At 63.0% G+C, this 26627-nt stretch carries 21 protein-coding genes and 1 pseudogene; 14 read left to right on the top strand and 8 right to left on the bottom strand.

Going from position 1 to position 26627, the window contains the following annotated elements:
• Positions 1-76 precede the first annotated feature (76 nt).
• From DYI22_RS15310 to xerC, 6 genes are all read left to right on the top strand, one after another.
• Entirely contained in the window at positions 77-2947 is a 2871-nt protein-coding gene (locus DYI22_RS15310) for a class I adenylate cyclase (RefSeq protein WP_213478951.1), read from the top strand.
• A gap of 65 nt (positions 2948-3012) precedes the next feature.
• Entirely contained in the window at positions 3013-3189 is a 177-nt protein-coding gene (gene lptM, locus DYI22_RS15305) for an LPS translocon maturation chaperone LptM (RefSeq protein ID WP_213478950.1), read from the top strand.
• Positions 3190-3220: 31 nt separating this feature from the next.
• The gene (gene lysA / locus DYI22_RS15300; protein WP_213478949.1) at positions 3221-4471 is read left to right on the top strand and encodes a diaminopimelate decarboxylase; all 1251 of its coding nucleotides are present in this window, start codon (positions 3221-3223) and stop codon (positions 4469-4471) included.
• A 59-nt stretch (positions 4472-4530) separates the two neighbouring features.
• Complete coding sequence (gene dapF / locus DYI22_RS15295; RefSeq protein ID WP_213478948.1) at positions 4531-5412, top strand: diaminopimelate epimerase; 882 nt, start codon at positions 4531-4533, stop codon at positions 5410-5412.
• Positions 5413-5428: 16 nt separating this feature from the next.
• Complete coding sequence (locus DYI22_RS15290) at positions 5429-6175, top strand: DUF484 family protein (RefSeq protein ID WP_213478947.1); 747 nt, start codon at positions 5429-5431, stop codon at positions 6173-6175.
• A gap of 2 nt (positions 6176-6177) precedes the next feature.
• Positions 6178-7131 carry a tyrosine recombinase XerC gene (gene xerC, locus DYI22_RS15285; protein ID WP_213478946.1) on the top strand — a complete coding sequence of 318 codons (954 nt, stop codon included), beginning with the start codon at positions 6178-6180 and terminating at the stop codon, positions 7129-7131.
• 9 nt (positions 7132-7140) lie between these two features.
• On the opposite strand, the gene DYI22_RS15280 is transcribed toward xerC, so the two are convergent.
• Entirely contained in the window at positions 7141-7374 is a 234-nt protein-coding gene (locus tag DYI22_RS15280) for a DUF2789 domain-containing protein (RefSeq protein WP_213478945.1), read from the bottom strand.
• A 105-nt stretch (positions 7375-7479) separates the two neighbouring features.
• On the opposite strand from DYI22_RS15280, the gene DYI22_RS15275 reads away from it, so the two are divergent.
• Positions 7480-10260, top strand: a complete 2781-nt coding sequence (locus tag DYI22_RS15275) for a transporter substrate-binding domain-containing protein (protein WP_323132930.1) — start codon at positions 7480-7482, stop codon at positions 10258-10260.
• Between the two features lie 6 nt (positions 10261-10266).
• Here the strand turns inward: DYI22_RS15275 and DYI22_RS15270 are convergent, their stop codons facing one another.
• Positions 10267-10629 carry a hypothetical protein gene (locus DYI22_RS15270; protein ID WP_213478943.1) on the bottom strand — a complete coding sequence of 121 codons (363 nt, stop codon included), beginning with the start codon at positions 10627-10629 and terminating at the stop codon, positions 10267-10269.
• Between the two features lie 217 nt (positions 10630-10846).
• Here DYI22_RS15270 and DYI22_RS15265 point away from each other — a divergent pair, with 217 nt between their 5' ends.
• Positions 10847-11449, top strand: a complete 603-nt coding sequence (locus tag DYI22_RS15265) for a hypothetical protein (protein ID WP_213478942.1) — start codon at positions 10847-10849, stop codon at positions 11447-11449.
• A 159-nt stretch (positions 11450-11608) separates the two neighbouring features.
• A complete protein-coding gene (locus DYI22_RS15260; RefSeq protein ID WP_213478997.1) occupies positions 11609-13690 on the top strand; it encodes a patatin-like phospholipase family protein in 2082 nt (693 codons plus the stop codon).
• Here DYI22_RS15260 and DYI22_RS15255 read toward each other — a convergent pair.
• From DYI22_RS15255 to DYI22_RS15245, 3 genes are all read right to left on the bottom strand, one after another.
• Complete coding sequence (locus tag DYI22_RS15255) at positions 13679-14368, bottom strand: GntR family transcriptional regulator (protein WP_213478941.1); 690 nt, start codon at positions 14366-14368, stop codon at positions 13679-13681. The genes DYI22_RS15260 and DYI22_RS15255 overlap by 12 nt on opposite strands.
• Before the next feature lie 89 nt (positions 14369-14457).
• Entirely contained in the window at positions 14458-15888 is a 1431-nt protein-coding gene (cls, locus tag DYI22_RS15250; protein ID WP_213478940.1) for a cardiolipin synthase, read from the bottom strand.
• A 2-nt stretch (positions 15889-15890) separates the two neighbouring features.
• Entirely contained in the window at positions 15891-16955 is a 1065-nt protein-coding gene (locus DYI22_RS15245; protein ID WP_213478939.1) for an AraC family transcriptional regulator, read from the bottom strand.
• 400 nt (positions 16956-17355) lie between these two features.
• Here DYI22_RS15245 and DYI22_RS15240 point away from each other — a divergent pair, with 400 nt between their 5' ends.
• The 4 genes and pseudogenes from DYI22_RS15240 to DYI22_RS15225 all read left to right on the top strand — a co-directional run bounded on the left by DYI22_RS15240 (position 17356) and on the right by DYI22_RS15225 (position 20867).
• Positions 17356-18147, top strand: a complete 792-nt coding sequence (locus tag DYI22_RS15240) for an alpha/beta fold hydrolase (RefSeq protein WP_213478938.1) — start codon at positions 17356-17358, stop codon at positions 18145-18147.
• Positions 18148-18228: 81 nt separating this feature from the next.
• Positions 18229-19317 (top strand): SMP-30/gluconolactonase/LRE family protein, encoded by a 1089-nt coding sequence (locus DYI22_RS15235; protein WP_213478937.1) that lies wholly within the window; start codon positions 18229-18231, stop codon positions 19315-19317.
• Positions 19314-19790 (top strand): annotated as a pseudogene (locus DYI22_RS15230) (acyl-CoA thioesterase). Before DYI22_RS15235 ends, DYI22_RS15230 begins: the two are co-directional and overlap by 4 nt.
• An 87-nt stretch (positions 19791-19877) precedes the next feature.
• Positions 19878-20867, top strand: a complete 990-nt coding sequence (locus tag DYI22_RS15225) for an NADP-dependent oxidoreductase (RefSeq protein WP_213478936.1) — start codon at positions 19878-19880, stop codon at positions 20865-20867.
• Here the strand turns inward: DYI22_RS15225 and DYI22_RS15220 are convergent.
• From DYI22_RS15220 to DYI22_RS15210, 3 genes are all read right to left on the bottom strand, one after another.
• On the bottom strand, positions 20858-22675 hold the full coding sequence (locus DYI22_RS15220) for a cation:proton antiporter (RefSeq protein WP_213478935.1): 1818 nt from the start codon (positions 22673-22675) through the stop codon (positions 20858-20860). The genes DYI22_RS15225 and DYI22_RS15220 overlap by 10 nt on opposite strands.
• Before the next feature lie 21 nt (positions 22676-22696).
• Complete coding sequence (tcdA, locus tag DYI22_RS15215; RefSeq protein WP_213478934.1) at positions 22697-23518, bottom strand: tRNA cyclic N6-threonylcarbamoyladenosine(37) synthase TcdA; 822 nt, start codon at positions 23516-23518, stop codon at positions 22697-22699.
• 229 nt (positions 23519-23747) lie between these two features.
• Positions 23748-25523: an acyl-CoA dehydrogenase C-terminal domain-containing protein gene (locus DYI22_RS15210; RefSeq protein WP_213478933.1), complete on the bottom strand. Its 1776-nt coding sequence runs from the start codon at positions 25521-25523 to the stop codon at positions 23748-23750.
• 211 nt (positions 25524-25734) lie between these two features.
• On the opposite strand from DYI22_RS15210, the gene DYI22_RS15205 reads away from it, so the two are divergent.
• Entirely contained in the window at positions 25735-26478 is a 744-nt protein-coding gene (locus tag DYI22_RS15205; protein WP_213478996.1) for an SDR family NAD(P)-dependent oxidoreductase, read from the top strand.
• Positions 26479-26627 lie beyond the last annotated feature (149 nt).

Here is a 26627-nt window from a genome sequence, read left to right as displayed (position 1 = left end):
TTTTTTGTCGGTTTTGCCACGATGCATCCATCATACTGATAATAACACCGGAAAGAACCTCTCCCGCGGAGCCGCCTTGACCATTCACAGCATGCCCATTGCCCTGGACTTCGACGAGGGTATTGATCGAAAAACCCTGCGGCTGCTGCGCGATCGTTTCCTCGGGGTGAATGAGCAGCGCTGGCAGCGGGCGCATTCAGCCCTGAACTATCGTCAGCAGGCAGTGCTTGAGGTGTTGCCGCTGGTGTTTCACCTGAACCACCCGTCGTTGCCGGGATACCTCGATCGCGATTGCCCCTATGGTCTGAGCCACTATCGGCCGTCGGAGTCCGCATTGCATGCCGCGCGACGGCTGGCCCGCACCTTCGCGCTCAAGGATGAGGGCCGACGCCAGCCGGATCTGGAAGCGCTATTCCTGATGGGCAGCCCGGGCACCCTCGGGCACTCCGTTGCCAGCGACCTCGATGTCTGGCTCTGCCATCGCCCGGATCTGTCGGAGCGGGGGGTGCTGTGCCTGGAACGCAAGGCGGACCGGTTGGCGGCCTGGGCCGCGTCCCTGGGTGTCGAGTTGCACGTGTTTGTGTTTTCCGCGGCCGACTGGCGTGCCGGGCGCCAGCGCGCGGAAGTGACCGGCGAGAACTGTGGCAGTGCCCAGCATTTCCTTTTGCTCGACGAGTTCTACCGCACCAGTATTCACCTGGGTGGGCGTTATCCCCTGTGGTGGCTGGTGCCGGCCAGCAAAGAAGCCGAGTATCACGATTGTGCGCGCCAGCTGATCGAGTGTCGTTTTATCAAGGGCGACGAGTACATTGATTTCGGGCCGGTGCCCGCCATCCCCCGGGAGGAATTTCTCGGCGCCGGCGTCTGGCAGTTGTACAAGGGTATCGATACGCCCTGGAAGTCGATTCTCAAGCTGCTGCTGATTGAATGCTACGCCCGCGACCGCGGGCAGCCGTTGCTCTCGGGGGTCTACAAAGCGGCCATTTTCGGGGGCGAGACCCGTGCCGACCGGCTCGATCCCTATGTTTTACTGTATGACCGCCTGGAACGCTGGCTGCTGGCGGGGCAGGCTGGCGAGCGGCTCGAACTGGTGCGCCGGAGCCTGTACCTGAAAGCAGGGCTGCCGTTGTCCCGGGCGGAAGCCGGTGCCGATGGCTGGCGTGCCGGGCTGTTGCGTCAGCTGGTCGCAGGATGGGGCTGGCAGACGGCGCAGCTGAAGGAGTTGGACAACCGGCAGCGCTGGCGGGCCGAGGATGTGATGGCCCTGCGCCGCCTCTTCGTCACCGAACTCACCCACAGTTACCGGCTGCTGTCGCAGCTGGCGCGCGAGCACGGCGGGCACGCCGCCATCAGCGCCAGTGACATGAACCTGCTGGGCCGCAAACTCTACGCGGCGTTCCAGCGCAAAGCGGGCAAGATTGAGCAGATCAACCCCGGTCTGGCGCCGTCGCTGGCAGAGGAAAACCTGGCGTTTCACCATCAGTCGGAGCAGGCCGGCGATCCCACGCAGACTGGCTGGCTGCTGTACCGTGACCTAGAGGATCCTTCGGATGCCTTCTGGCAGCCGGTGATCCGCCGCAGCGGTAACCTGACCGAGTTGATGGTGTGGTGTTACTGCAACGGCCTGCTGACCCGCGCGACCCGACTGAACGTGCGGGCGGGGACCAGTACCGCCTCCGTGTCGGAGCTGCGGGAGATGCTGGATGCGCTCGCCAGTTTTGTTCCCTCCCCGGTGGTGCCGGCCCCTCGCGAGGCGTTGTCCCGCGGCGTGAGGCCGCTGCGCAATCTGTTGTTTGTCAACGTGGGCGTGGACCCCCAGGCGCATCTCACCGGCCGCGGGCTGCACAAGCTGAGCGCGCGTCACGATTCCCTCGGTTTCAGCGGTGGGCGTGACAACCTGGTGTCGACCATTGATCAGGTCACCTTCAACAGCTGGCACGAGGTGAGCCTGCAGCATTACGCGGCCGGCGACACCCTGATCCAGTGCCTGAAGAATGTACTGGCCTCGGTGGCAGCTGCCCCGACCCACCTGCCCGAGATGATGGTGCACAGTCACAACAGCGGGCACGGTGCCGCGATTGCACGCCGGGTTCAGGAATTGTTTACCGACGTGATCCGGCACTTTTTCGCCGGCGGCTGTGGACCCCATCCCCTGCGCTACGTGATCGAGATGGACCGTCGTTACTTCGTGCTGCAGTTCAGTGGCCGTGAGCCCGGTTTTATTGCCGTGGACAGCACCGCGGCATTGATGGAACAGCTGGCACGCCCCCAGGAGCACTATCTGCCGGTGGTATTTGATCGTGGCGCGCTGCTGGACAATCTGCCTTTGCGGGCCGTGTGCCATGCCAGCGAGCCGGCCAACGTCCAGGTGTTCTATCGGGTCAGCGGGCAGCACGCCACCTTGTGGGTGGTCGATGAGCGGGGGTCTGTGTTCAGTTGGGGGCAGGCGTTCAGCAGCCGGCGGTATCTGCTGGTGCCGCTGTTGCGCTTTCTGGCCAATCTGGTGGAGCGGCGACAGTTGCGCCAGACCGATGGCCCCGACGGCATTGCCGGCGTGCAGTGTTACGAACTGGTGCGGCGCAATGACGATTGGCACCCCGAGCGCCGGTTCGATGACGATGGCGGGGCGACGCTGCGCGGGCTGGAGGTGCAGGCGGTTGGCGTACAGGAAGGCGACCACCGCCTGCGGTTTGACATCTTCTGTGGTGATCAGGAATTCACCGTACAGGAGTACGGCGACCAGCTGATTCCGGCGGTCGCCCACTACCTGCGCTCGATTCGTCAGCCTGGCGAGCATTACCCCGTTTACCTCACCGATGTGCATCTGCCCCACGATCTGGATCCGCAGGTTTACCAGCAGGATATCCAGACCACCCAATACCTCTATTACCGCGCTGCGCTGGAAGAATCGCTCAATCGCCAGCTCATGGCCGCAACCGGCGAGTGACAGCCTCGCCGGCCGGCCGTTGAGTCAGGTATACTGCGCCCATATCGAAAACAGAGGCAGATGCCATGCGGGCATGGAGAACAGTGAGTGTCGGGCTGGTGCTGATCGGCGTGCTGGCCGGTTGCGGGCAGAAAGGCCCGCTGTACCGGGAAGCGCCGCAGCAGACAGCAAACGAAGCCGTGGAGGCCAGCCGGAGCAGTGATCCGGAACGTCGTCAGGATGGCGACGCCAGCGCACGCTGAATCATCGCCCGCCAACAGAATCAGGATACCCATGGATCATTTCAATTATCGTAACGGCCAGTTGTACGCGGAAGACGTACCGGTAGCCGACATCGCCGCGCGCTTCGGCACCCCGGCGTACGTATACTCCCGCGCCACTCTCGAGCGCCACTATCGCGCCTACGATGAGGCCCTGGCCGGGCGCCCGCACCTGGTATGTTACGCCGTCAAGGCCAACAGCAACCTGGCGGTACTCAATGTGCTGGCGCGCCTGGGCGCCGGGTTTGATATTGTCTCCGCCGGCGAACTGGAGCGCGTCATCCGTGCCGGCGGCGATCCCGCCCGGGTGGTGTTCTCGGGCGTGGGCAAGCAGGAATGGGAAATGAAGCGGGCCCTGGAAGCCGGTGTGCGCTGCTTCAACGTGGAATCCGATACCGAGCTGGATCGCCTCAATGCCGTGGCCGGTGAACTGGGCCGGCGCGCCCCGGTGTCATTGCGGGTCAACCCGGACGTTGATGCCGGTACCCACCCCTACATTTCCACCGGGTTGAAAGAGAACAAGTTCGGTATTGATATTACCGAAGCGCCAGAGGTGTATGCCCGCGCGGCGGCCATGCCCAACCTGGAGGTCATTGGCGTGGACTGCCACATCGGCTCCCAGCTCACCACCGTGTCGCCGTTTCTCGACGCGCTGGACCGGGTGCTGTCGCTGATCGATGCACTGGCGGAACAGGGCATTGCCATTCGCCATCTGGATATGGGCGGTGGCCTGGGGGTGACCTACGACCACGAACAGCCGCCGCAGCCATCGGACTACGTTCGCGCACTGGCGGAGCGTCTGGGTGAGCGGGATCTTGAACTGGTGCTGGAGCCGGGGCGCTCGATTGCTGCCAATGCCGGCATCCTGCTGACCCGGGTGGAGTTTCTGAAGTGCACCGAGCACCGTAATTTCGCCATCATCGATGCGGCCATGAACGACTTGATCCGGCCGGCACTTTACAGCGCCTGGCAGGCGATCATACCCGTGGTGCCGCACCAGAGTGGCGAGGAGAAAGCCTGGGATCTGGTGGGCCCGGTCTGTGAGACCGGGGACTTTCTCGGTAAGGACCGCTCTCTGCGACTGCAGGCCGGTGACCTGCTGGCCGTCCGCTCGGCCGGCGCCTACGGGTTCGTGATGAGTTCCAACTACAACAGCCGCAACCGCCCGCCGGAGCTGATGGTGGACGGCGATCAGGTGCATGTGGTCCGTCGTCGCGAAACCCTGGAAGACCAGCTGGGTCCCGAAAGCTGCCTGCCGGAATGAGCGCGGACATGGCCAGAATGGATGACAACAGTTCGTCACGGCGGGGGCAGGGGCCGGCAATGCGGTTTACCAAAATGCACGGCCTGGGCAACGATTTCATGGTGGTGGACGCCATCAGCCAGCCGTTCCGCCTGCGCCCGGAGATGATCCGTGAGCTGGCGGACCGTAACTTCGGCATCGGTTTCGATCAGCTACTGGTGGTCGAGCCGCCGGGGCTGCCGGATGTCGATTTCCGCTACCGTATTTTCAACAGCGACGGGTCCGAAGTGGAGCAGTGTGGCAATGGCGCCCGCTGTTTCGCCCGTTTTGTCCGCGACCAGCGCCTCACCAACAAGCGGGTCATCCGGGTTCAGACCGCCAAGGGGGTCATCGAGCTGCGGGTGGGGCGCGATGGTCTGGTGATGGTGAACATGGGGGTGCCGGAGCTCAACCCCCCCGCCATTCCCTTTGCCGCCGACCGTCGCAAAGCGGTGTACACCGTGGAAGTGGACGGCCAGACCGTGGAGCTCAGTGCGGTCTCCATGGGCAACCCCCACGGTGTACTGCTGGTGGACGACGTCGACACCGCGGCGGTGGAAACGCTGGGTCCGAAGCTGGAGGCCCACCCCCGTTTTCCCGCCCGTGCCAACATCGGTTTTCTGCAGGTGATTGACCGCGGCCATGCGCGCCTGCGGGTGTTTGAGCGGGGCTCCGGCGAAACCCTGGCCTGTGGCAGCGGCGCCTGCGCCGCGGTGGTGGCCGGTTGCCTGCGGGGTTTGCTGGATGCGCGGGTGGAAATCGAACTGCGTGGCGGACGGCTGGTCATCGAATGGCAGGGCGAAGGGACCCCTGTTATGATGGAAGGGCCTGCGGCCACCGTGTTTGAGGGCCAGCTTCGCCTGCCCGGAGACAATCCGGGACGTCGCCGCAAAGGCAGCCGACCGCCAAAAACAAAAGCCTGACGAGCAGGAGAGCAGCATGACAGAACAAACGGCCCAGCAGAAGGCCGGCGGGCTCACCCGTGAGCAGGTTGCGGATTACCTGCGCGCCAACCCGGATTTCTTCCTGGATCAGGACGAACTGCTGCGCAGTCTGACCCTGCCCCACGACAGCGGTCGCGCGATTTCCCTGGTGGAGCGTCAGGTTCACCTGTTCCGTGAACAGCGCGATACGCTGCGGCGGGAACTGGTGGAGCTGGTGTCGATCGCCCGCCACAATGACCGTCTGTTCGAGAAGAGCAAGCGCCTGCTGATGCAGGTGATCGAAGCCCGCAACCTCAACGACATGGCCGCCGCCATCGACGATAGCATTCGCGGGGATTTCGGGCTGGACGCGGCCTCGGTGTTGCTGTTCACCGACGTCGATCTGCCGGTTACCTCCCAGGGTGCCCTGCATGTGGTCTCGCCGGAGCAGGCCAAGGAGCGTCTTGGCAGCCTGCTGGACGGCGCCCGCGCGGTGTGTGGCCAGTTCCGGGAGTCGGAACGTTCGTTCCTGTTTCCTGATCGCGAAGAACCGATCGCCTCGGTGGCGCTGGTGCCTCTGCGCAGTGACGGTCTGGTGGGGGTGTTTGCGGTGGGCAGCTGCGAGCCCGGGTATTTTGATCAGAGCATGGGCTCGCTGTTTCTCTCTTACATCAGCGACACCCTCAGCCGCCTGCTGCCTCCGATGGTGCAGCGTCATACCAGTGCGGCGCCTGTGGCTGGTGTAATTGCCGAGTCCCGCTAAGCGTGACCGCGGCCGGGTATTCTGCGGAGCTGACGGAACCCCTGGCGGCTCCGCTCACCGCATTTATTGTTCACCTCGCCTCTGAAAAGCGGCATTCTCCCCGCACCTGCGACAGCTACCAGCGCGATCTGCAGCGCTTTGGCCAATGGTTGCTGGCGGGCGAGCAGGCCAGCTGGGCGAGGGTCAGCGGACACGATCTGCGCCGCTACGTGGCCTCACTGAGCCGGGACGGCATCAGCGGTCGCAGCATCGCCAGGCACCTGTCCGCCATTCGCCGGTTTTACCAGTTCCTGCTGCGAGAGAAGCTGGTGCAGGACAACCCCGCACTGGACATTCGTGCGCCAAAATCCCCGCGGCGCCTGCCACGGGCGGCGGACGTGGATCAGCTCAATCAACTGCTCAATGCCCCTGCCGATGACCCCCTGGAAGTTCGTGATCTGAGCATGTTCGAGCTGATGTATTCCTGTGGACTGCGGTTGTCAGAACTGGCTGGCCTGGACCTGGACGCCGTGGATGCCCGGGGGGGCGAGGTCCGGGTGCTGGGCAAGGGTGGTAAGGAGCGGGTGCTGCCGGTGGGCCGCAAGGCGCTTGAGGCCCTGGGCGCCTGGCTCGCGGTCCGTCCCGCCGTCGCGCAGGAGTCGGAGCCGGCGCTGTTCGTCAGTCAGCGTGGTGGCCGGCTGAGCAATCGCAGTATCCAGTCGCGGCTGGGCCGCTGGGGTGTGGTGAAGGGCGCTGAGCAGCGCCTGCATCCGCACATGCTGCGGCATTCGTTCGCCAGTCATCTGCTGGAGTCCAGCGGCGATCTGCGCGCGGTTCAGGAGCTGCTGGGCCACGCGGACATTGCGACCACCCAGGTTTATACCCATCTGGATTTCCAGCATCTGGCACGGGTTTACGATCAGAGCCACCCCCGGTCGCGGCGTCGCGGAGGGCGTAATCCCGACGACAACCAATAAGCCGGGTTGTCAGTGACGCATCTGGGCATCGAGCTCGTCAATGATCTCGGCCCAATCGGAATCCTCTTCCAGCCCTTCCTCCAGAAACTGAGACTGGCTCTGTGACCAGAAGGGCGCATCCTGAAGGGCAATGTCGGCCGGAAGCGGAGAGTAACGGGCGATAAAGTCGTCGATGGCGGCGTTGTCCGAGGCAAGACCGAGCTGTTCGAACAGTGTGTTGAGAGTGTGCTTGCTGGTATCCATGGCGAACGCCTCCGTCGGTCAGTGCTGTTGGTATGAAATCGGGGAAATTTGCAGGTATTGTTTCCTGAACTTTAGCGGAACCGTCGAGGATATCCAGTGAAGGCCGTGTTACAGGGTGTGTTGATATTGCTGTGTTGCCAGTTTGCCGCGCCCGCGCTGGCGGACCCGCCGCAGACGTCACCGGCGCCGGTCCTTGGCGCGGATGACCTGGCCTGGGTGGCGGAGCAGGACGGTTTCCGGGTCGGCGTGGCCGGTGGCCAGATCCCGTTGGTGTTTGATACCGGCAATGGCGAGCTGGCCGGCATCTACATCGATTATCTGCAGCGGCTTGCGGAGAAGCTGGGTGTGGCGATTACGCCCGTCGCGGGCAGCCAGGCGACGATTGACGAGCTGCTCGCCAGCGGCGATCTGGACGCCCGCCTGGTGGCGCGCGGTGCACAGCAGCCCGACCCGGCCGGACGCGCCACGGGCGAGCCGCTGATGAGTCTGACCTATGGCCTGTTTGTCAGTGCCGGTGACGCCGGAATTCGTAAGCTTTCCGATCTTGAAGGCAGCCGGGTGGCGCTGATTGCCGAGGACGGCAACCAGTACCCGCTGCTGGACCCGGTCGAGAATTTCATCCCGGTGCCGGTCGCCAGTATCAGTGAAGCGGTGAGCATGGTGTTGTCCGGGCAGGCCGACGGCTTTGTCGGGCCGTTGCCGGTGGTGTCGGATTATCTGCAATCGGCCATGATCAACGGCATCGGCCTGGCGCTGTTGCTCGACCAGCAACCGGTGGACGTGCTGCTCGAAGTCAGTGCTGAGCGGGATCAGTTGCTGCGGGTGCTCAATCGGGCGGTGAGTGCAATCAGCCACAACGAGCACCGCACCATCCGGCAATCCTGGCTCCAGACGGCTATGCCGCAGGTGCAGGAGAACGGCATCAGTCTGTCGGTCAAAGAACAGGACTGGCTGCGTCGCAATCCCGATCTAAAGGTGGCGTTCCGCAGCGACTGGCCGCCTTTCGAATTCGTCCAGGAGGGGCGGCCCAGCGGGCTGGTGCCGGATCTGGTGTCGCGGCTGGAAACCCAGCTCAATGTTCGCTTTGCGCGGGAGCAGGCTACGGACATTTTCGACGCCGAGGAGCGCCTGCAGGCCGGGGAGGTGGACATCCTGCCGGCGTTCAGCAAGACGCCCCGGCGCAGCCAGGATTTCCTGTTCACCCGCGCGTATCTGTCGGTCCCCATTGCCCTGGTGATCCGGGACGATGGCCGTTTCATCGGCGACCTGCGGGAACTGAGGGCGGAACGTGTCGGCGTGGTGAACCGTCACGCCGCCCACGATTACCTGCTGATCAACCACCCGGATCTGGATATCTACCCGATGGATACGGTGGAGGAAGGCTTGCTGGCGCTTTCCAATGGCGACCTGGATGTCATGGTGACCCACATTCCGGCGGTCAGTTACACCGTGGCGCGCCTCGGCCTGTCCAACCTGCGCATCACCAGTATCACACCCTACCAGTACGAGCTGAGCCTGGCGGTCAGCAAGGACCGACCGGAACTCCAGCGCATCCTCAACAAGGCGCTGGGCAGTATCGATGCGGTGGAGTCGGAGTCGATCTATAACCGCTGGATTCATCTGGATATCGAGCAGCAAACCGATTACACCGTTGTTCGCCGCGTGGTGGGCATCGCGCTGGTGGTGGTGCTGATCTTCCTGTACTGGAACCGCAAACTTTCCCGCGAGGTGGATGAGCGTATCCGATCGGAGAACGCCCTGCGCCGCAGCGAGGACGAACTGCGTGCGGCCAAGCTGGAAGCGGAGCGGCTGGCGCGGGAAGCGGAGGCAGCCAGCCTCGCCAAGAGTGAGTTTCTCGCCAATATGTCCCATGAAATCCGCACGCCGATGAACGCGGTCATCGGCTACAGTGACCTGTTGAGCAACAGCGTGACCGACCCCCAGCAGCGCAACTACCTCGATGCCATTCGCGCCGGCAGCCGCAGCTTGCTGATGCTGATCAACGACATTCTGGATCTGTCCCGTATTGAGGCCGGCAAGATGCGGCTCGACTACACCGCCGTGTCGGTGCGCCGGCTGTTGAGTGACGTGCGCCATATCTTTGATCTCCGTGCACGGGAGCAGGGCATCACCCTGGAGGTCAGCGTGGATTCGAAAATGCCGGCGGCGATGATGCTGGATGAAACCCGTCTGCGTCAGGTGCTGTTCAATCTGGTGGGTAACGCCATCAAGTTCACCCATGAAGGTGGCGTTGCCGTGCGCGCCATTGCGACGCCCATTGCCGGGCGCAAGGGTGGTGATGAGGGCGACGACGGCCGCAAACTCTACCAGCTCAAAGTGACGGTGCAGGATTCCGGGATTGGCATTCAGCCCGACCAGCTGGAGCGGATTTTCGATGCCTTCGAGCAGCAGGAGGGCCAGAGCAGCCGTCGCTACGGTGGCACCGGGCTGGGCCTGGCCATCAGCCGCAAGCTGGCGCGCATGATGGGAGGTGAGCTGTTGGTGGAAAGCGAGCCGGAGCGCGGATCCACCTTTACGGTGACGCTGCCGCGGGTCGAGGCCACGGTGGAGCAGGCCGAGGAGGATGGTGCGCCGGAAGAGTCAGAGCGACTGCTGGCCCAGACTCTCAGCATGCAGGAGCGCGGGTGGCTGCAGGAACAGCTGGCGAGAGATTTCGGTGATGAGTGGGAAACCGTCAGAGCAAGCGGAGACCCTGAGCAGATGCGCGATTTCGCCAGCCGGGTGCTGGCCTGGGGCGAACGTTTCCGTTCACCCTCGGTCACCCGCTATGGCGAGAAACTGCTGACCGACGTAGAGGCGTTCAATCTGGATGCGGTCAACAGTGCGCTGGAGGCGTTTCCCCGTTTGCTGGGGCGTGATTCGTAACAGCGGTTACAGGCAATCGAACTGGGACCGGCGATCAAACGCCACGGAAACCATGTCGTAGCCGGAATCGGAGAGCGTGCGGATCAGGTCGCGGTTCTTCAGCAGCGTCATGCACACTTTGTGAACGCTGGCCTGAAGCTGCTCTTCCGGCGGCTGCGATTGAAAACGGAAGTCGACGATCAGGTATTTGCGATCAACCAGCGACGACGCGGGAATGTCCTCGCGCTCGACGCTTTCATAGCCAATGTAGGTGGCCTGGCCGTTATTGAACACCTGGCTCATCAGCACGTCCAGATTTTCCGCCTGCGCGGCCGAGGCGGCCAGCGTTGACAGCAAAGCGAAGGCGAATGATGTGGATCGTGCAGGCATGAAGGCCGCTCCCTGGAGCTTTGAATACTCTGTGTAACCGAATGTAACCTAGCGTTACAGGGATTATTGCAGAGTGTGGGGGAGTTTGCGTGGCCTGAATCGCGAATTTTTCAATTGTTTGCAGTTTGTGTAAAAAATGTGCAGCGTGCCGCAGGTTTCCCCGGTCATGCCGGATCAACTATCATGAACAACGACCGATTCAGTAAGAGGCAGTCCCATGTTCCAGCTTGTCTTCAAGGGCGAATGCGCGCCGGGAACCGATCCTGAAGTTGCTCGCACCAATGCACGAACGCTGTTCAAGGCCAACGCCGCGCAGATTGAGCGCATGTTCAGTGGTCAGCCGGTGGTTATCCGCAACAAACTCGAAGAGGATCAGGCCGAGAAATACCGTGCGGTGCTGGCGCGCCACGGTATGGTGGCGTATGTGCAGGTGATGGCGGATGCTGAACGGGCCGCTGCGCCACCGTCTGCATCGCAAACTGCGGGCCAGGCGGAGCCGCCCCGTGCCGCTGCCTCACCGCAACCGGCCAGCAGCGGTCAATCGGCCCGTTCACCGGAGGCAGAGCCAGGAGAGCGCCTGCCGGTGGCCGGAGAAAAGGTGGATGCAATCCTGGCGGGCTCCGGGCTGTCGCTGGATCCGGTCGGGGTGACCCTGGCCGAACACCAGGAAGTCCAGGCGCCCATGTTCCAGCATCTGGACGAATGGACACTCGCGCCTGCGGGTACCGACCTGGGCGTGGAACGTGATGTGCCGCCGCCGGTGGTCCCCGATGTCTCCCATCTGTCACTGGCGGACGATGACGTCCGTGGTGAGTCGTAACGTAACGGCAGGATCTCTCCTTTGCTCAGACTCGTGTTGCTGTTGGCGGGTGTTGTCCCGTTACTGACGCCTTCGGTTATTGCTGCTCCCGCCGATGACCGGCCATTCGAGGAGCGCCCCACCGTAGGCCTTGTGCTCAGTGGCGGTGGCGCCAAGGGTATGGCCCATGTTGGGGTGTTGCGGGTGCTTGAGGAGATGCGTATCCCGGTGGATCTGGTTGTCGGCACCAGTGCCGGGTCGGCGGTGGGGGCGCTGTACGCAACCGGTATGCCGGTAAGTGAAATTGAACAGCGCTTCATCGAGCTGGACTGGATCTCCAGCTTCCAGGACGATCCCGGCCGCGCCTACAAACCGGTGCGACGAAAACAGGAGGACTGGCGCTTTCCGGTGGTGCCCGGTATCGGGGTTCGCGCGGGTGGCCTGCAGCTGGGGGGCGGCATCATCGCTGGCCAGAACCTGGGTTTTATCCTGAACGAACTGACCCGCAGTGCGGCGCTGGTGGAAGATTTCGACGACCTGGCGATTCCCTTTCGCGCGGTTGCCACCGATCTGGAGACCGGTGAGCAGGTGGTGCTCAGTGACGGTAATCTGTCCGAGGCCATCCGCGCCAGTATGAGCATCCCGGGCGTATACGCGCCGGTGGAGCGGGATGGCCGGTTGCTGATCGATGGCGGCATCGCCAACAACCTGCCGGTAACGGTCGCGCGGGAGATGGGGGCCGATGTGGTGATCGCGGTGGACATCACCGATCCTTTGCTGAAAGCCGAAGACCTGCAGGAAGCGCTCTCGGTGGTGGGGCAGCTCACCACCCTGATGACGCGGATGAACACCGAGTATCAACTCGACCGGCTGCAGGAGAGTGACGTGCTGATCCGTCCGGATCTTGAGGGCCGTTCGTCCGCCGACTTTTACGAGGCCCCGATCCTGTTTGAGCTGGGCGCCACCTCTGCCCGGAATCTTGCGGGCGAGCTTCGTCACCTGGGCGTTGACGAGTCGCGCTGGCAACAGTTCCGTGCCCGTGTCGACGCCAGCGCCTATTCACCGGGCAGGATCGCTCATATCCGCGTTGAGCAGGACTCCCGGCTGGCGGGGGAATTCCTGCGGTCGCGGATTCGCCAGCAGGTTGGTGAGGAGCTGGATGTGGAGGTTCTCGAGGAAGATCTCAAGCGCATCTACGGGCTCGGCTACTACGAAACGGTGTCTTATTCCCAGTCGCCGTCAGATCAGGGAACGGTCCTGACGGTGCAGGTGCAGGAGAAGTCCTGGGGGCCCAATTACCTGTCGTTCGGGTTGAACTACGAAGACAACTTTGACAGTGAAACCCGCTTCAATGTGGGTGCGGCGGTGCGCATGACCGAGCTCAACGCCCTCGGGGGCGAGTGGCAGACCGGTCTTCAGCTGGGCACCGAGCCCTATGTTCGCACGCAATGGTTCCAGCCGCTGGATTACGGTTACCAGCGCTTTCTCATTAGCGGCGCGGAATACACCCGGGACAGCTTCACGGTGTTTGATGACGACGGCGAGCGCAGTGCCGAGGTAGACGTCACCTTCCGCCAGTTGGATCTGGCGCTGGGCATGGAACTGGGAGGCAACGGCGATGTGCGGCTGGGCTATTACCGTGGTTTCGCCACGGTGGATGAGCAGGTCGGAGAATCGGTGGCGCCCTCCGGGGCGATCCATCAGGGCGGGTTGAGCCTGCAACTGGTGCACGACTCGCTGGACGATATCTTTAATCCCCAGTCCGGTGGCTTTGCCGGCCTGCGTGGGCAGTTAGAACGGGAAGGGCTGGGTTCCGACCGGCGGTTCGATGCGGTCACCGGCATGGGGCTGGGTACCGGCAGCTGGCGGGACTTCACGGTGACCGGGCTGTTGTACGCCCACGTGGTCACCCGCGGCGAACCGGGTATCGAGAACGCCATCCGGCTCGGTGGCTTCCGCCGGCTTTCCGCCTATGCGCCGGGCGAGATCACCGGCGCCAATGCCGCCATGGCCTCGGTGTTTGCCAGTCAGGAGTTCGGGGGCCCGTTCGTGCCCTGGTTTGCCGGCGCCGGCTTCGAGACCGGTAATGCCTGGCCGTCTTTCGAGGATGCCAGCTGGAACAACACGGTGCGTTCCTGGAGTGTGTTCGCCGGCGTGGATACTTTCCTGGGGCCGGTGCAGCTGGCCACCGCCTACAACAACGAAGACAACTGGACCGCGTACCTGAATATCGGCTTTTCGTTTACCCAGCTATTCTACTGAACCGCTGCGCTGGCCCTGGCTCCGGGCCAGTGCGGAGAGTACCTGTTGGCACTGCTGGTCAGCGAAGCGCTTGAGGATCATGGCAAGATGGTCTTCGTCGCGCTCCTTGATGGCCTGAATCGATTCGTCCATGTGCGCCAGATTGTCCTCAAGCACCTGGTTACCGCCACTCTGGAAGGCCACGAAGGCGCAACGCCGGGCCGACGGCCACAGGTCACCGATCGCCGACACAATAAAGTAGTTGTCAGCGTAGGCGAGAGAGGCCTGGGTGTACTCGATCCCGAGTTCCAGAAACCCCATCAGCTCATTGCGCTGATAACAGTCCTTCATGCGCCCGAACAGCGATTCAAGCCTGGCCATGTCGTCGGGCTGCCACTGGCGTGCCAGCTTCCGGCCGGTGTGCGTCAGGTACAACTCCAGAATCTCGTACAGGCTGCGTACAAAGTGCTCGTCCAGGGGTGTCACGAAAGCCCCTTTACGAGGCACGTTGCGCACCAGGTGACGCTTCTCCAGCAACAGCAGTCCTTCGCGGATCGAGCCGTGGCTGACGTCCATCTGCTTGGCCATGGCGCTTTCGTAGATGCGCTCACCGGAGCGTAACTGGCCAAAGGCGATAAGGTTTTCGATGTGGCGCGCAACCTGTTCGGTCAGCGTTTCTCGGGGCTTGAATGTGGTCATGGTTCTGCTTCGTTACTGCATGGCGGGCCGGGGTTCCGGGAATACTCTCACATTATCGCCATCGGGAAAACGCCCGGGGCCGGGGTTGCTCAGAGCAGAGGGGCCAGCAGGCGCACGGCGCGGCACCCCAGGCGGAAAGCCAGCGACCGGTCCCGGTAATCCCGTTCGGTCATCAGGCGGGTGCTGGCAAGGTCTTCCTCAAGCATGGACTCAACCGCGGACACGAATGTCCCGGCGGTGTTAATGGCGGTGATTTCAAAGTTCAGTCGCATCGACCGGTTGTCGAGATTGGCGGTGCCCACAGCGGCATAACGGTTATCCACCAGAATCACTTTCTGGTGCATGAAGCCCGGCTGGTAGCGGTAGATGCCGACGCCGGCCTGGCACGCCTGCACAAGGTAGGAGTAGGCCGCGATCTTGATCAGCCAGCTGTCGGATTTTTCGGGAATGATTATCCGCACGTCGACGCCCCGCAACGCCGCCAGCTGCAGGGCGTTCATGATCTGGAAATCCGGCACGAAGTACGGCGAGGCAATCCAGATACGGGTGCGGGCGTTGTTGATGCAATTCAGAAAGAACAGTGCACAGGTCTCGTAGGTGTCCGCCGGGCCAGTGGGCAGAATCAATACTTCCTCATCACCCGGGACCGGCAGGTCGGGTTGCCAGTTCAGGTCCGGGAATTCACTGCTGGCCCAGTTCCAGTCTTCCAGCCAGGCCAGCTGCAGGCCGATCACCGCCGGGCCGGAAATCTGACAGTGGGTGTCGCGCCAGGGCTCCTGATCCATTGCGGTGCCCAGGTATTCGTCGCCGAGGTTGATGCCGCCGACGAAGCCGGTGTGGCCGTCGCACACCAGCAGTTTGCGGTGGTTGCGGAAATTGATCTGGAAACGGCGGCGGCGGATGTTGCCATCACCAAAGGACGCCACCTTCGCGCCGGCGCTGGCCAGTTCCCGCAGGTAGGTGCGGGGCAGCCCGACGCTGCCGATGTCGTCGTACAGGAACCACACCTCGACGCCCTCAGCGAGCTTGCGCTTGAGAATGGACTTGATGCGCTGCCCGACCTTATCGGAGCGCACGATGTAGAACTCCAGCAGGATGTAGCGCCGGGCGTTTTCCATGGCCTCGAACACCGCATCGAAGGTGGCTTCGCCATCCCGGAGCAGGTTGCAGGCGTTGTTGCTGGTGAACGGTTGGCGTCCGAGTTTGCACAGCACCTGCAGCTCATCACTGAAATGCTCGTTGCCGGCGTGGGAAATCGAGGTGGCTTGTTGCTCGAAGCGGTTGAGCAGCTCCGTCAGCGCCGCGTCGCCCATCCGCCGGGCCCGCACGTAGCCACCGAACCGGTTGCGTCCGAACAACAGAAACATCGGCACCGAGAGGTAGGGCAGGGCCAACAGCCCGATGATCCATGCAATGGCACCCTGGGCCGTGCGATAGGACAGCAGGATGCGATAGATGCAGGCGAAAGCCGTTGCGTACAGCAGACCAACAGCAACGGCGATAAGGGTGGGTTCGGGCATGGTCAGTCCTGTGTCGGGGCGGATTCGCCGGCAAGGTGGCGGGCACGATACTGGGCGGGTGCCATTCCGGTCCAGCGTTTGAAGGCGCGACTGAATGCGCTGAGTTCGGAAAAGCCCAGCAGGAAGGCAATCTCGCCGAGGGCATAGTGATCGGCGGCCACGTAGCGCAACGCCTTGTCCTTGCGCACCTGTTCCACCAGTTCGTGGAAGCCGAGGCCTTCTTTCTTAAGGCGTCGGTACAGGGTTTGGCGGCTCATGTGGCACTGTCGTGCCAGCGTGTCGGCGTCAATGCGGTCGGTGGACATCTGGCGGGAGATCAGCCGGCGAATCTTCCGGCCGAAGGTGCGCCGGGTCTGGAGACGCGCCAGCAGACCGTTGACCTGCTTGAGCATCGCGGAATAGACATAGGGGTTGCGGTGAGGAATCGGGTGGCTCAGATGTCGGCTGCTGAAGGCCAGGCGGGTGGCACCGCAGTTGAACGAGACCGGGCCGCCCAGCAGAGACGCGTATTCCCCCGCGTAGGAGGGCTCCGGGTGCGCGATCTCGGCCCACTGCGCGGTAATGGCCGGGTGAATGAAGTGCCGGGTGCGGCTGAGGGCGGCGGCCAGGGTCCGGTCCATGTCCTGGCGGCAATACAGGTCCGGGCTGTCCGGTTGCCAGGCAAGAATGGCCAGGTCCCCGGTCTGCTGAAAGCTCAGGGTAACCGATTCGTTGATCAGTCGATGCAGCCGCACGTACTGGGTAACCGCTTCCCCGAGGGTGTCGCAGTTGAAGAACACGTGGCCCACCAGGCCCATGCGTTCGGGGTCCACCACCTGGCCCGCATGCAGGCCGACGGCGGGGTCGCCGGTGACGCGTTCGGCATATTCCCAGAGGCGGTAGTGCTGCTCGGCGGGCAGCCGCAGATCCGGGTCTGCCAGAGCTTCCAGACTGGTGCCGATGATGGGTTCGACCTGATCGCGGTTCAGCACGCCCCGGCGATCGAGGTAATGCACCAGCGCCAGAGTGCTGGATGCGGCGACCAAAGGCGTGTTAGGGGCGTCAGCCGGCATTGGGTTCACGGTCATGGGTCCTGTTGTTACCAGCCTGTCATGATCACTGGTACAAAATGTCAAGCAAGTGGGACAGCCTGTCAAAGGGTTGCCACGTCAATAACGATAGCATTATCCCATCAGGTTGAAGCAATGCGTCCGTGATCATTGAGGAGGTGTAATATGGAACGTGAAATCTTCGTACCCCATACCGAGCTGGAGCGTCGCAACTGCGCCGCGCTTGCCGAGTATCTGAACAGCATGTATTACTGCTGAACAGCGAACCGTAAGCTGCTGACCTTGAACCGGGGATCTCCCCGGTTTTTTTGTGCCTGCCGGTGCTACAGTGACTGCCCCGGTCTTGCCCCGCTTCCCAGCAGTGGTAATGTATCCGTCGGATTACCGCCATCAACCCTGATTCCGGAGACAAGAGCCCATGAGTGTTGAGCTGAATCATCGCATTACCGGCGAAGGCACGCCGCTGATTCTTTTGCACGGTCTGTTCGGGTCCCAGGACAACCTCGGGGGCATTGCCCGGCGCCTGGAGGATGAGTGGCAGGTGCACGCCCTGGATCAGCGCAACCATGGCACGTCTCCCCATACCGAGACCATGGACTACCCCGCCATGGCCGACGATGTCCTTGCCTACATGGACGCCCGGGGGCTGGAGAAAGCCGCAATTCTCGGCCATTCCATGGGCGGCAAAACGGCCATGCAGGTGGCCCTGCGTGCTCCGGAGCGTGTCGACAGGCTGATCGTGGCGGACATTGCGCCGGTCAGCTATCAGCCTCGCCACGATGCCATCCTGGAGGGGCTCAGCTCACTCGACCTGCACGCCGTCACCAGTCGCCAGGAGGCAGACCAGGCACTGGCCGAGCATGTCGAGATGCCGCAGGTTCGCCAGTTTCTGTTGAAGAATCTGGAGCGGGTGCCCGCCGATGAACGGCGTGAAGGGGGGCAGGTGTTCCGCTGGCGCCTTAACCTGCCGGTGATTGAAGCCTGTTACCCGAAGCTGGCGCTGGCGCCCGAGGGAGAGCGTCCGTTCGAGGGCCCGGTGCTGTTTCTCAAGGGGGCCGAATCTGCCTATATCCAGGAAAAACACCGGGATGAGATTCGCCGCCTGTTCCCCGCCGCCGAGTTGCGGATTATTGAGGGCACCGGTCACTGGTTGCACGCCGAGAAGGCCGACACCTTTGCCGCGCTCTGCCGCCGCTTTCTGAAACCGTGATTCCGGCCCCGGTGGCGGTGCAGCCAGGGGCGAGTGTCTGCTAAGGTAAGCTCATCATCGCTGTTGGAACGGACGGGTTATATGAAGTGGTTGTTGGGGCTGTTGCTGATCGGATTCGTGCTGCTGGGGAGCTTCCTGCTGTCGCCCTCGCCCGTGGACAGCACGGCCTGGGATGCACCTCCGCCGCCGGCTCTGACCGGAAAATTGGCACCCAATGAACGCCTGCGCCTTGCCGACCTGCTGGCACGCGGGCAGGTCTACGGCCCGGAAGACACCACAGTGGGTGCCGACGGTGTTCTGTACACCGGTACTCAGGACGGCAAGATTGTCCGGGTCTGGCCAAACGGCCGGGTGGAGAACTGGCTCGACACCAGCGGCCGCCCATTGGGAATGGTGTTTGACGCCGGCGGCAACCTGATTGTTGCGGACGCCTGGAAGGGCTTGCTGTCGATTGCTCCGGACGGCGGCGTCAGCCTGCTGTCACGGGAATCCGAGGGGCTGCCCTTCGGCTTCACCGACGATGTGGACATCGCCCCGGACGGCCGCATTTACTTCACCGACGCCAGTTCCCGTTTCGAGCAGCCCGATTACGTGCTGGACCTGCTGGAGATGCGCCCCCATGGGCGTCTGCTGCGCTACGACCCGGGCACCGGGCGTACCGAGACCCTGTTGCGGAACCTGTACTTCGCCAATGGCGTGGCGGTCTCGCCCAAGGGCAATTACGTGCTGGTCAACGAAACCTGGAAGTACCGCATTCTGAAATACTGGCTCACTGGCCCGAAAGCAGGGCAGGCGGAGGTTTTTGCCGACAACCTGCCGGGGTTTCCGGACAACCTCGCGGTGGATGCCGCCGGGCGTTACTGGGTGGCGTTTCCCACGCTCCGCAACCCTCAGGTGGATGCCCTGCACCGACAGCCGTGGCTCAAGGATCTGCTGGCCAAGCTGCCCGACTCCTTCCAGCCGGAGCCACAGGAGTACGGGCTGGTTCTGGCATTTGATGCCGGCGGCAAGGTCATCACCAGCCTTCATGACACCCGTGGTAGCCACCTGCAGGAGATCACCTCGGTTAACCCCCATGGCGAGCACCTATACTTTGGTTCACTTCACAACGACCGCATCGGACGGCTACCGTTGCAGGCCATACCGGGTCTGGAAGAGATTGAACCATGAGTGGCCATCGCAACAACATCGACTGGGATCTGCCTTCGCCCTACACCATCGAGATTGAAGTCAGGGCCGAGGACACCGATCGGCTGGGTCATGCCAATAACGTGGTCTACGTGCGTTGGCTTGAGGACGTCAGCTGGGCGCATATTGAGAGTCTGGGGATGACCTGGGAACTGCACGAGGAAACCGGCAAGGCGATGGCCATTACCCGCACCGAGATCGACTATCTGGCGGCGGCCAATACCGGCGATCGGCTGATTCTGGGCACCTGACTTACCGGTTACGATGGCCGCTTCCGGTCATCACGGCAGTTTCAGCTGGTGCGGGTGGCCGATGGCAAGACGCTGGTGCGGGCGGTGTCCACCCACGCCTGCGTCGACCTCAAATCCCAGCGACCCGCCCGCGCGCCGCGGGCCTTTGGCGAGATTCTCGGCGGCGCGGTGGTGCCCGGTGGCGCCGCCCCGGTGCTGGGCTGACTTTACGGCCGGGTACGCGCCGTCGCCCTGAACATCTGCTAGTCTGAATGAACGTGCAGGCTTTTCCCCCGTTGTCCGGAGAATTTCATGGAAACTACCCTTGATCAGAGCACTGATACCGTTATGTCCCATGTGGTCTATGATCGCTTCGGGGATCGGGATGTACTGCAGGTCGCCCGTTCCGCCATCCCCGAGCCTGACGCCGGGCAGGTACTGATCCGCGTGCATGGCGCCGGGCTCAATCCCATCGACTGGAAAACCCGCAAGGGCCTGGGTTTCGCTGCCCGTCAGATCGAAGCCCACCTGCCCTGGACGCCGGGATACGATGTGGCCGGCGAGGTGGTGGCGATCGGGGATGAGGTAACCACGCTGGCCCCCGGTGATCGGGTGATGGGGATGATCGGCTTTCCGGCGGACGGCGGAGCCTACGCCCAGTATGCGATCGCCGCGGCCGACGAAGTGGCGATTGTTCCGGAAGAACTTGATCTGGTCACTGCCGGAGCGCTGCCACTGGCGGCCCTTACGGCGTGGCAGGCATTGTTTGAGGTGGCGAAGCTGGAATCCGGCCAGAAGATCCTGATCCACGCCGGCGCTGGCGGCGTCGGGCATTTCGCCGTGCAGTTTGCCCTTGAGCGGGGCGCTCATGTGGTGGCAACCGCCTCGGCCGGGAACCGGGATTTTCTCGCGGAGCTGGGCGTGCATGAGGTCATTGACTACCGCACCACCGACGTCGCCGAGGAGTGTTATGGGCTGGACGTGGTGCTGGATCTGATCGGTGGGGAAACCGGCAAGCGTTCGCTGCACACCCTCGGCGAGCACGGTGTGCTGGTCACCATCCCGACGGTAACCGCCGACGACATCATCAGTGCCGCCGAAGAGCTGGGGCTGCGCGCCCACGGCATGACCGTGCGGCCGGACGTGTTCCATCTGGATGAGATCGCCGAACTGATTGAGGACGGCGATGTGAAGGTCCACATCGAGCAGACCTTTCCCTTAGCAGACGTGGCCGATGCCCATGCGCTGCTTGAAGGCGGCCATGTGCGCGGCAAGCTGGTGCTGGACTGCCGTCAGGGCTGAGGGCCTCGTTCCTTCGACGCCTGGGGCGGCACCAGGCTGATCAGCGCCCAGTCGGTCTCCGGCTGCAGATCCTCCATGTTCAGCACCGGCGTAACGTGACCCTTGCCGTTGAACACGAACAGCACCAGTGCCTGGTGCTGATGCTTCTCCAGAAACGCGTCGTAGGTGAATTCCTCGCTCAGCTGGGTGGTCTTCACGGTGTAGCCCTGGCTGGCCAGGCTGGCCAGCTTGGCGTAACTGACACCGTCAAACAGGCCGCGGGTCATCTGGATCTTTTCTGCGGTCTGGTGCCGTGCCTTCTGGTCGGGGTCGCCCTCGGCGAGCGTGAACACCGAATCTTTCCCGAACCAGTCGAGGAAATGGTAGGTGGCGAGGGAATTCATGTGCTTGTACGGCGAGATCACCAGCAGGTTGCCGATACCGGTCAGATCCAGGTGGGTGGAGGCATGCTCTGACACCGGGTTGCCGAAATAGACCGGAATGTTGTCCATTCTTGCCTGGCGGATGTTTTCCCAGTTGGTGTCGGCCAGGGTCACCGGTACCTCGTATTTCTTCAGCGCCATCGCAATCATCCGGGCCATCGGGTTGGCGCCCAGAATGAGAAAGCCGTAAGCCGCCGGCTCGGCGACCTTGAGCAGCCGGGCCAGCGGCCGCGCCGTCAGGCTTTGCAGGGTGACGGTGGCAATGATCAGCATGAAGATCAGCGGCACCAGGGCGCCGGCGCTGTCGTACCCGAGTTTCTGCAACTGAAACGCGAACAGCGCGGACACCGCCGCGGCGACAATGCCCCGTGGCGCGATCCAGCTCAGGAACAGCTTATCGCGCCAGTTCAGGTTGGTGCCGATGGCCGACAGGAATATGCTGACGGGGCGGGCCACCAGCATCAGCACCGCCAGTACGCCCACCAGACCCCAGCCCAGCTCCGCGATGGCGGCAAACTCGATCCGCGCGGCGAGAATGATGAACAGCGCGGAGATCAGCAGAACACTGAGGGATTCCTTGAATTCCAGAATGTCGTCAATGGGTACCTGCTTCATGTTAGCCATCCAGATGCCCATGACCGTCACGGTCAGCAGCCCGGATTCGTGGGCCATCTCGTTGGAAATGGCGTAGACGCCGAGCATGAAGGTGAGGGTGCCGGCGTTATGCAGGTATTGCGGCACCAGATGTTTTCTCAGCACCAGGCCGTTCAGGTAGCCGGCGATGGCGCCGATCAGGAAGCCGACGGCCAGCGTCTTCCCGAAGATGTAGAGGGAGTGGCCGAACACGTTGCCCTGCCCCCAGGAGACAATGCCCTCGAACACCAGCACCGCCAGCAGGGCACCCACCGGGTCGATGATGATGCCTTCCCAGCGCAGGATGTTGGCGAGCCTGGCCGCCGGTCTGACCGATCGCAGCAGAGGCGCAATCACCGTGGGCCCGGTGACGATCGAGATCGCACCAAAAAGCAGGGCCACCTCCCACGACACGTCCAGCAGCCAGCGGGCGGCCAGTGTGCCAATCAGGCAGGTGACGATGGAGCCCACCGGTATCAGGTTGCGGACCATCTTGCCGTGGCCGCGGATTTCCTGATAGCGCAGGGTCAGGCTGCCCTCGAACAGAATGATGGCCACCGACAGCGAGATCACCGGGAACAGCAGGTCGCCGAACACCGCCTCCGGGGCCAGGAAGCCGAGCAGCGGGCCGGCCGCGATACCACCGGCCAGCAGGAAGAGGATGGCCGGCATCCGCACCCGCCACGCCAGCCACTGACAGAACAGCGAAAGTACGCCAATGCTGGCGAGAAGAAGGACAGTGCTCACGGGCATAGTGGTGTCAGATCCATTGAGTTAGAGGGTGGTGCGTCGCGCAATCCGGTGCAGTATCCGCGCCGCCGCAAAGAAACCGAAGCTGGCGGTCACCGGGCTGGCGGCGCCGAAACCGGAGGCGCAGTCCAGACGGACCGGGCCATCGGTTACCGGTTTCTGCAGGCAGACCTCGCCGTCACCGGCAGGATACGTCAGCTGTTCCAGTGAGTATACGGCTTCAATGCCGAAACGCCGCTTGGGGTTGCGGGAGAAACCATACTCCCGGCGCAGCATATTACGAACCTTGGCGAGTAACGGATCCTGGGTGGTTTTGCTCAGGTCCGCCACGCGGATCTGGCTGGGGTCCATCTGGCCACCGGCACCGCCGGCGCAGACCAGTGGAATCTTGCGCCGCTGACAGTGGGCGATCAGCGCGGCCTTGGCCTTCACGCTGTCGATGGCGTCCACCACGCCGGTCATCTCCGGAGCAATCAGATCGGACACGTTTTTTAGCGTCAGGAAACCGAAATGCACGCGGATATCGGCGTGGGGATTGATGGCCTGCAGGCGCTGGGCCATGGCCTCGGTCTTGGTGCGGCCGTAGTGCCCCTCCAGCGCGTGCAGCTGGCGGTTGGTGTTGGACACGCAGACATCGTCCATATCGATCAGCGTCAGTGTGCCAATGCCGGAGCGGGCCAGCGCCTCGGCCGCCCAGGAACCTACACCGCCAAGCCCGACAATGGCCACATGGGACTGACGGAAGGCCTCCAGCGCGCGGCGGCCGTAAAGGCGTTCAATGCCGCCAAAGCGGAAGCCGTAGTCGTCCGCGGTACGGCCGTCGGGGGCAGAGTCGTCGGGATTCATGGGGTATCTCCGGTAACGGGCAAAGACGGGGATTGTACCGCAACCGGCAGAGGGCATAAAAAAAGCCACGCAGAGCGTGGCTTGTAAGCAAGGTGTTCAACCCGACGGGGAGTTGAACAAGGACTAGTTCAGAGACACTAATCAACGTGTCCATTATCGGGCGGCCGATCACCGGACGGAAGGTCAGATCCTGACAATGTCCGGTCATTTCCGGCCAGCACCGCTAAGCTCACGCCGCCCAGTGGTCATCCTCCAGGTCCATCATCGCGTCCTTGCCACTTTCAATGTCGGCCAGCAGCCAGTGCACCTCCGGCAGCAGTTTCTCGAAATAGAACCGGGCAGAGACCTTTTTGCCCTGCAGCAGCGGCGTGTTGCCCTCGCCGGCCGCCAGCTGCTGCCCGGCCACGTTGGCCATGCGCGACCACAGGTAGCCGATCACCGTCAGCGCCATCAGTCGCAGGTAAGGGGTAGCGGCAGCGCCGGCCTGTTCCGGGTCTTTCGGCGCGTTGCTGGCCAGCCACAGGGTGGCGCTTTCCAGCGCCTTCAGGGCGCCTTTCAGTTCTTCCCGATACGGCGCGTCGGCGTTATCCTTCAGGTAGCCGCTGATCACGCCGAACAGGGTGCGCACCAGCCGGCCTCCTTTCAGGCTCAGCTTGCGCCCCACCAGGTCCATCGCCTGAATACCGTTGGTGCCCTCGTAAATGCGGGCAATGCGGCCATCACGCACCAGCTGCTCGAGCGGCCAGTCGGTGGTGAAGCCGGAACCGCCCAGCACCTGCAGCCCGGTGTTGGCGTTGTTGAAGCCCTCGTCGGTGAGGAAGGCCTTCACCACCGGGGTCAAAAGTTGCACCAGATCATCGGCGGACTCTCGCACGGCTTCGTCCGGGTGCGCGCTGGACAGGTCCAGTTGATGGCCGGTGAACAATGCCATGGCACGCATGCCCTCGTTCAGCACCTTCTGGCGCATCAGCATGCGGCGGACGTCCGGATGCACGATGATCGGGTCGGCGGGGCCCTCCGGGTTCTTGGGGCCGCTCAGGGATCGGCTCTGCAGACGTTCACGGGCAAACCCGAGGCTTTCCTGGTACGCCATTTCCGCCAGTCCCAGGCCCTGCATGCCCACCATCAGGCGGGCCTCGTTCATCATGGTGAACATCGCCCGCATGCCGTCGTTGGGCTCGCCCACCAACCAGCCTTTGGCGCCTTCGAAGTTCATCACGCAAGTGGCCGAGCCCTTGATGCCCATTTTGTGCTCGAGCCCCCCACAGAAGGCGGGATTGCGTTCGCCGGACTCCGGCAGGACCTTGGGCACCGCGAACAGCGAGATGCCCTTGGTGGTATCCGGAGCGCCCGGCAGCTTGGCCAGCACCAGATGCACGATGTTGTCCACCAGGTCATGCTCGCCGCCGGTGATCCAGATTTTGGTGCCTTCGATGGCGTAACTACCGTCGTCGTTCGGCGTTGCCTTGGTGCGGATCAGCCCAAGGTCGGTGCCACACTGGGGCTCGGTCAGGCACATGGTGCCGGTCCATTCGCCGGAGATCAGTTTTTCCAGGTAGGTCTGTTTGAGCGCATCAGATCCGTGCGCGTGCAGGGCGCTGATGGCGCCGTGGGTCAGCCCCGGGTACATGCCCAGTGACAGGTTGGTGGAACAGACCATTTCATCCACCACGAACTTCAGTGTGTGGGGCAGACCCTGGCCACCGAATTCCAGCGGCGCATCCAGTGCCGTCCAGCCACCCTCGACGAATTTCCGGTAGGCCTCCTTGAAGCACTCCGGCGTGGTCACGGCATGGGTGTCGGGATCGTAACGACAGCCTTCGCGGTCACCGATCTGGTTCGTCGGCTGGATGACCTCGGCGGCGAGTTTGCCGGCCTCGTCGATCACCGCGGAAATCAGATCGGGGGTGGCATCGGCGTACTTTTCCAGTTCGTGCAGCCGGTCTGCGCCCAATACGTCAAACAACAGAAAGCGAAGGTCATTCGCCGGAGCCTGGTATTGCATGGATGGTTCTCCTCAACTCAACGCAAGTTCTTCTGGTTGCTGTTCGCCCTATCCGGTACGTGCAGCTGTGTGGTTATCGCCCCATTTCATACGGCTGTTTGAATTCGCCGGTTCACCGGGCAGGAGGGTCTGATGGCAAAAGCTTTCGTATCAACACTATCGTTTGAGTCAATCGTGGCAGGACAGACGTGCAAGGAGTGGGAGGGTGATGATGCAAAAAGTACTGATAGCAGGCGTCTCCGGGGCCATCGGCAGCCACATGGCGCGGGAGCTGCTGAAGCGTGATCCCCGGGTCCGGCTGTTCGGCCTGTGTCGCCAGCCCGAGAAACTGCCTGAAGACCTGGCGCACTCGCCGCGGATGACCCTGCTGGCCTGGGACGCGGCTGCACCGGATGCCGCCAGCGCGGTGGCCGCAGAACTGGCGACGAGACTGCCGGCGGAAGAAGGGCTGGATGCGGTCGTTTACGCCGCTGGCGTGCTGCATGGCGGCGGGATGTTTCCGGAAAAACGCGTTGAGGAGCTGGAAGCGGATGCGTTGAGTCACGCTCTGCAGGTGAACGCGTCCGGCTTTGCGCTGCTGGTCAGCGCGTTGCTGCCCTGGTTGCAGCACCGCCAGTTCAAACGCGTGATGGCGATTTCCGCCAAGGTCGGGTCGATCACCGACAACCGCTTTGGCGGTTGGTACGCCTACCGCAGCTCGAAAGCGGCCCTGAATATGCTGGTGAAAACCCTGTCGGTGGAACTGCCCCGGCGCAGTGGGCCGCTGGCCTGCGTCGCCGTGCACCCTGGCACGACTCGCTCACCGCTGAGTGAGCCGTTCTCCAGGTCACTGGCCCAGTTGCAGGTGCATACCGCCAGCGAGACGGCTGCTCACCTGGTCACCTTGATGAACGGGCTGGAGGAACGCCATAACGGCTGCTTTCTGAGCTGGGATGGATCGGAACTGCCGTGGTGACGTCAAAAAAGGGGGCCGGTTGGAGGCTGTGTAAAAACTCGATTTACATAGCCCCTGGGCTGGCAAGCAAAATGCCTCGGACATTGTCCGGGGCATTTTTGCTTTGAGTCGGTTTGTATTTCCAAGCAATAAAAACACGGGGAACAGAC

The organism is Marinobacter lipolyticus (assembly GCF_018424605.1).
In the GTDB taxonomy this organism is placed as follows: Bacteria; Pseudomonadota; Gammaproteobacteria; order Pseudomonadales; family Oleiphilaceae; genus Marinobacter; species Marinobacter lipolyticus_B.
This window is presented reverse-complemented; position numbering and strand designations above follow the sequence as displayed.

Excerpts from the sequence above, each read along its gene's own strand:
- lysA (WP_213478949.1), top strand. The coding sequence starts at position 3,221 with ATGGATCATTTCAATTATCGTAACGGCCAGTTGTACGCGGAAGACGTA.
- DYI22_RS15270 (WP_213478943.1), bottom strand. The coding sequence starts at position 10,629 with ATGCCTGCACGATCCACATCATTCGCCTTCGCTTTGCTGTCAACGCTG.
- DYI22_RS15225 (WP_213478936.1), top strand. The coding sequence starts at position 19,878 with ATGGAAACTACCCTTGATCAGAGCACTGATACCGTTATGTCCCATGTG.
- lptM (WP_213478950.1), top strand. The coding sequence starts at position 3,013 with ATGCGGGCATGGAGAACAGTGAGTGTCGGGCTGGTGCTGATCGGCGTG.
- DYI22_RS15245 (WP_213478939.1), bottom strand. The coding sequence starts at position 16,955 with ATGACCGTGAACCCAATGCCGGCTGACGCCCCTAACACGCCTTTGGTC.
- cls (WP_213478940.1), bottom strand. The coding sequence starts at position 15,888 with ATGCCCGAACCCACCCTTATCGCCGTTGCTGTTGGTCTGCTGTACGCA.
- DYI22_RS15255 (WP_213478941.1), bottom strand. The coding sequence starts at position 14,368 with ATGACCACATTCAAGCCCCGAGAAACGCTGACCGAACAGGTTGCGCGC.
- DYI22_RS15210 (WP_213478933.1), bottom strand. The coding sequence starts at position 25,523 with ATGCAATACCAGGCTCCGGCGAATGACCTTCGCTTTCTGTTGTTTGAC.
- DYI22_RS15280 (WP_213478945.1), bottom strand. The coding sequence starts at position 7,374 with ATGGATACCAGCAAGCACACTCTCAACACACTGTTCGAACAGCTCGGT.
- DYI22_RS15265 (WP_213478942.1), top strand. The coding sequence starts at position 10,847 with ATGTTCCAGCTTGTCTTCAAGGGCGAATGCGCGCCGGGAACCGATCCT.
- DYI22_RS15205 (WP_213478996.1), top strand. The coding sequence starts at position 25,735 with ATGCAAAAAGTACTGATAGCAGGCGTCTCCGGGGCCATCGGCAGCCAC.
- DYI22_RS15290 (WP_213478947.1), top strand. The coding sequence starts at position 5,429 with ATGACAGAACAAACGGCCCAGCAGAAGGCCGGCGGGCTCACCCGTGAG.
- DYI22_RS15260 (WP_213478997.1), top strand. The coding sequence starts at position 11,609 with ATGGCCCATGTTGGGGTGTTGCGGGTGCTTGAGGAGATGCGTATCCCG.
- DYI22_RS15235 (WP_213478937.1), top strand. The coding sequence starts at position 18,229 with ATGAAGTGGTTGTTGGGGCTGTTGCTGATCGGATTCGTGCTGCTGGGG.
- tcdA (WP_213478934.1), bottom strand. The coding sequence starts at position 23,518 with ATGAATCCCGACGACTCTGCCCCCGACGGCCGTACCGCGGACGACTAC.
- dapF (WP_213478948.1), top strand. The coding sequence starts at position 4,531 with ATGCGGTTTACCAAAATGCACGGCCTGGGCAACGATTTCATGGTGGTG.
- DYI22_RS15220 (WP_213478935.1), bottom strand. The coding sequence starts at position 22,675 with ATGCCCGTGAGCACTGTCCTTCTTCTCGCCAGCATTGGCGTACTTTCG.
- DYI22_RS15240 (WP_213478938.1), top strand. The coding sequence starts at position 17,356 with ATGAGTGTTGAGCTGAATCATCGCATTACCGGCGAAGGCACGCCGCTG.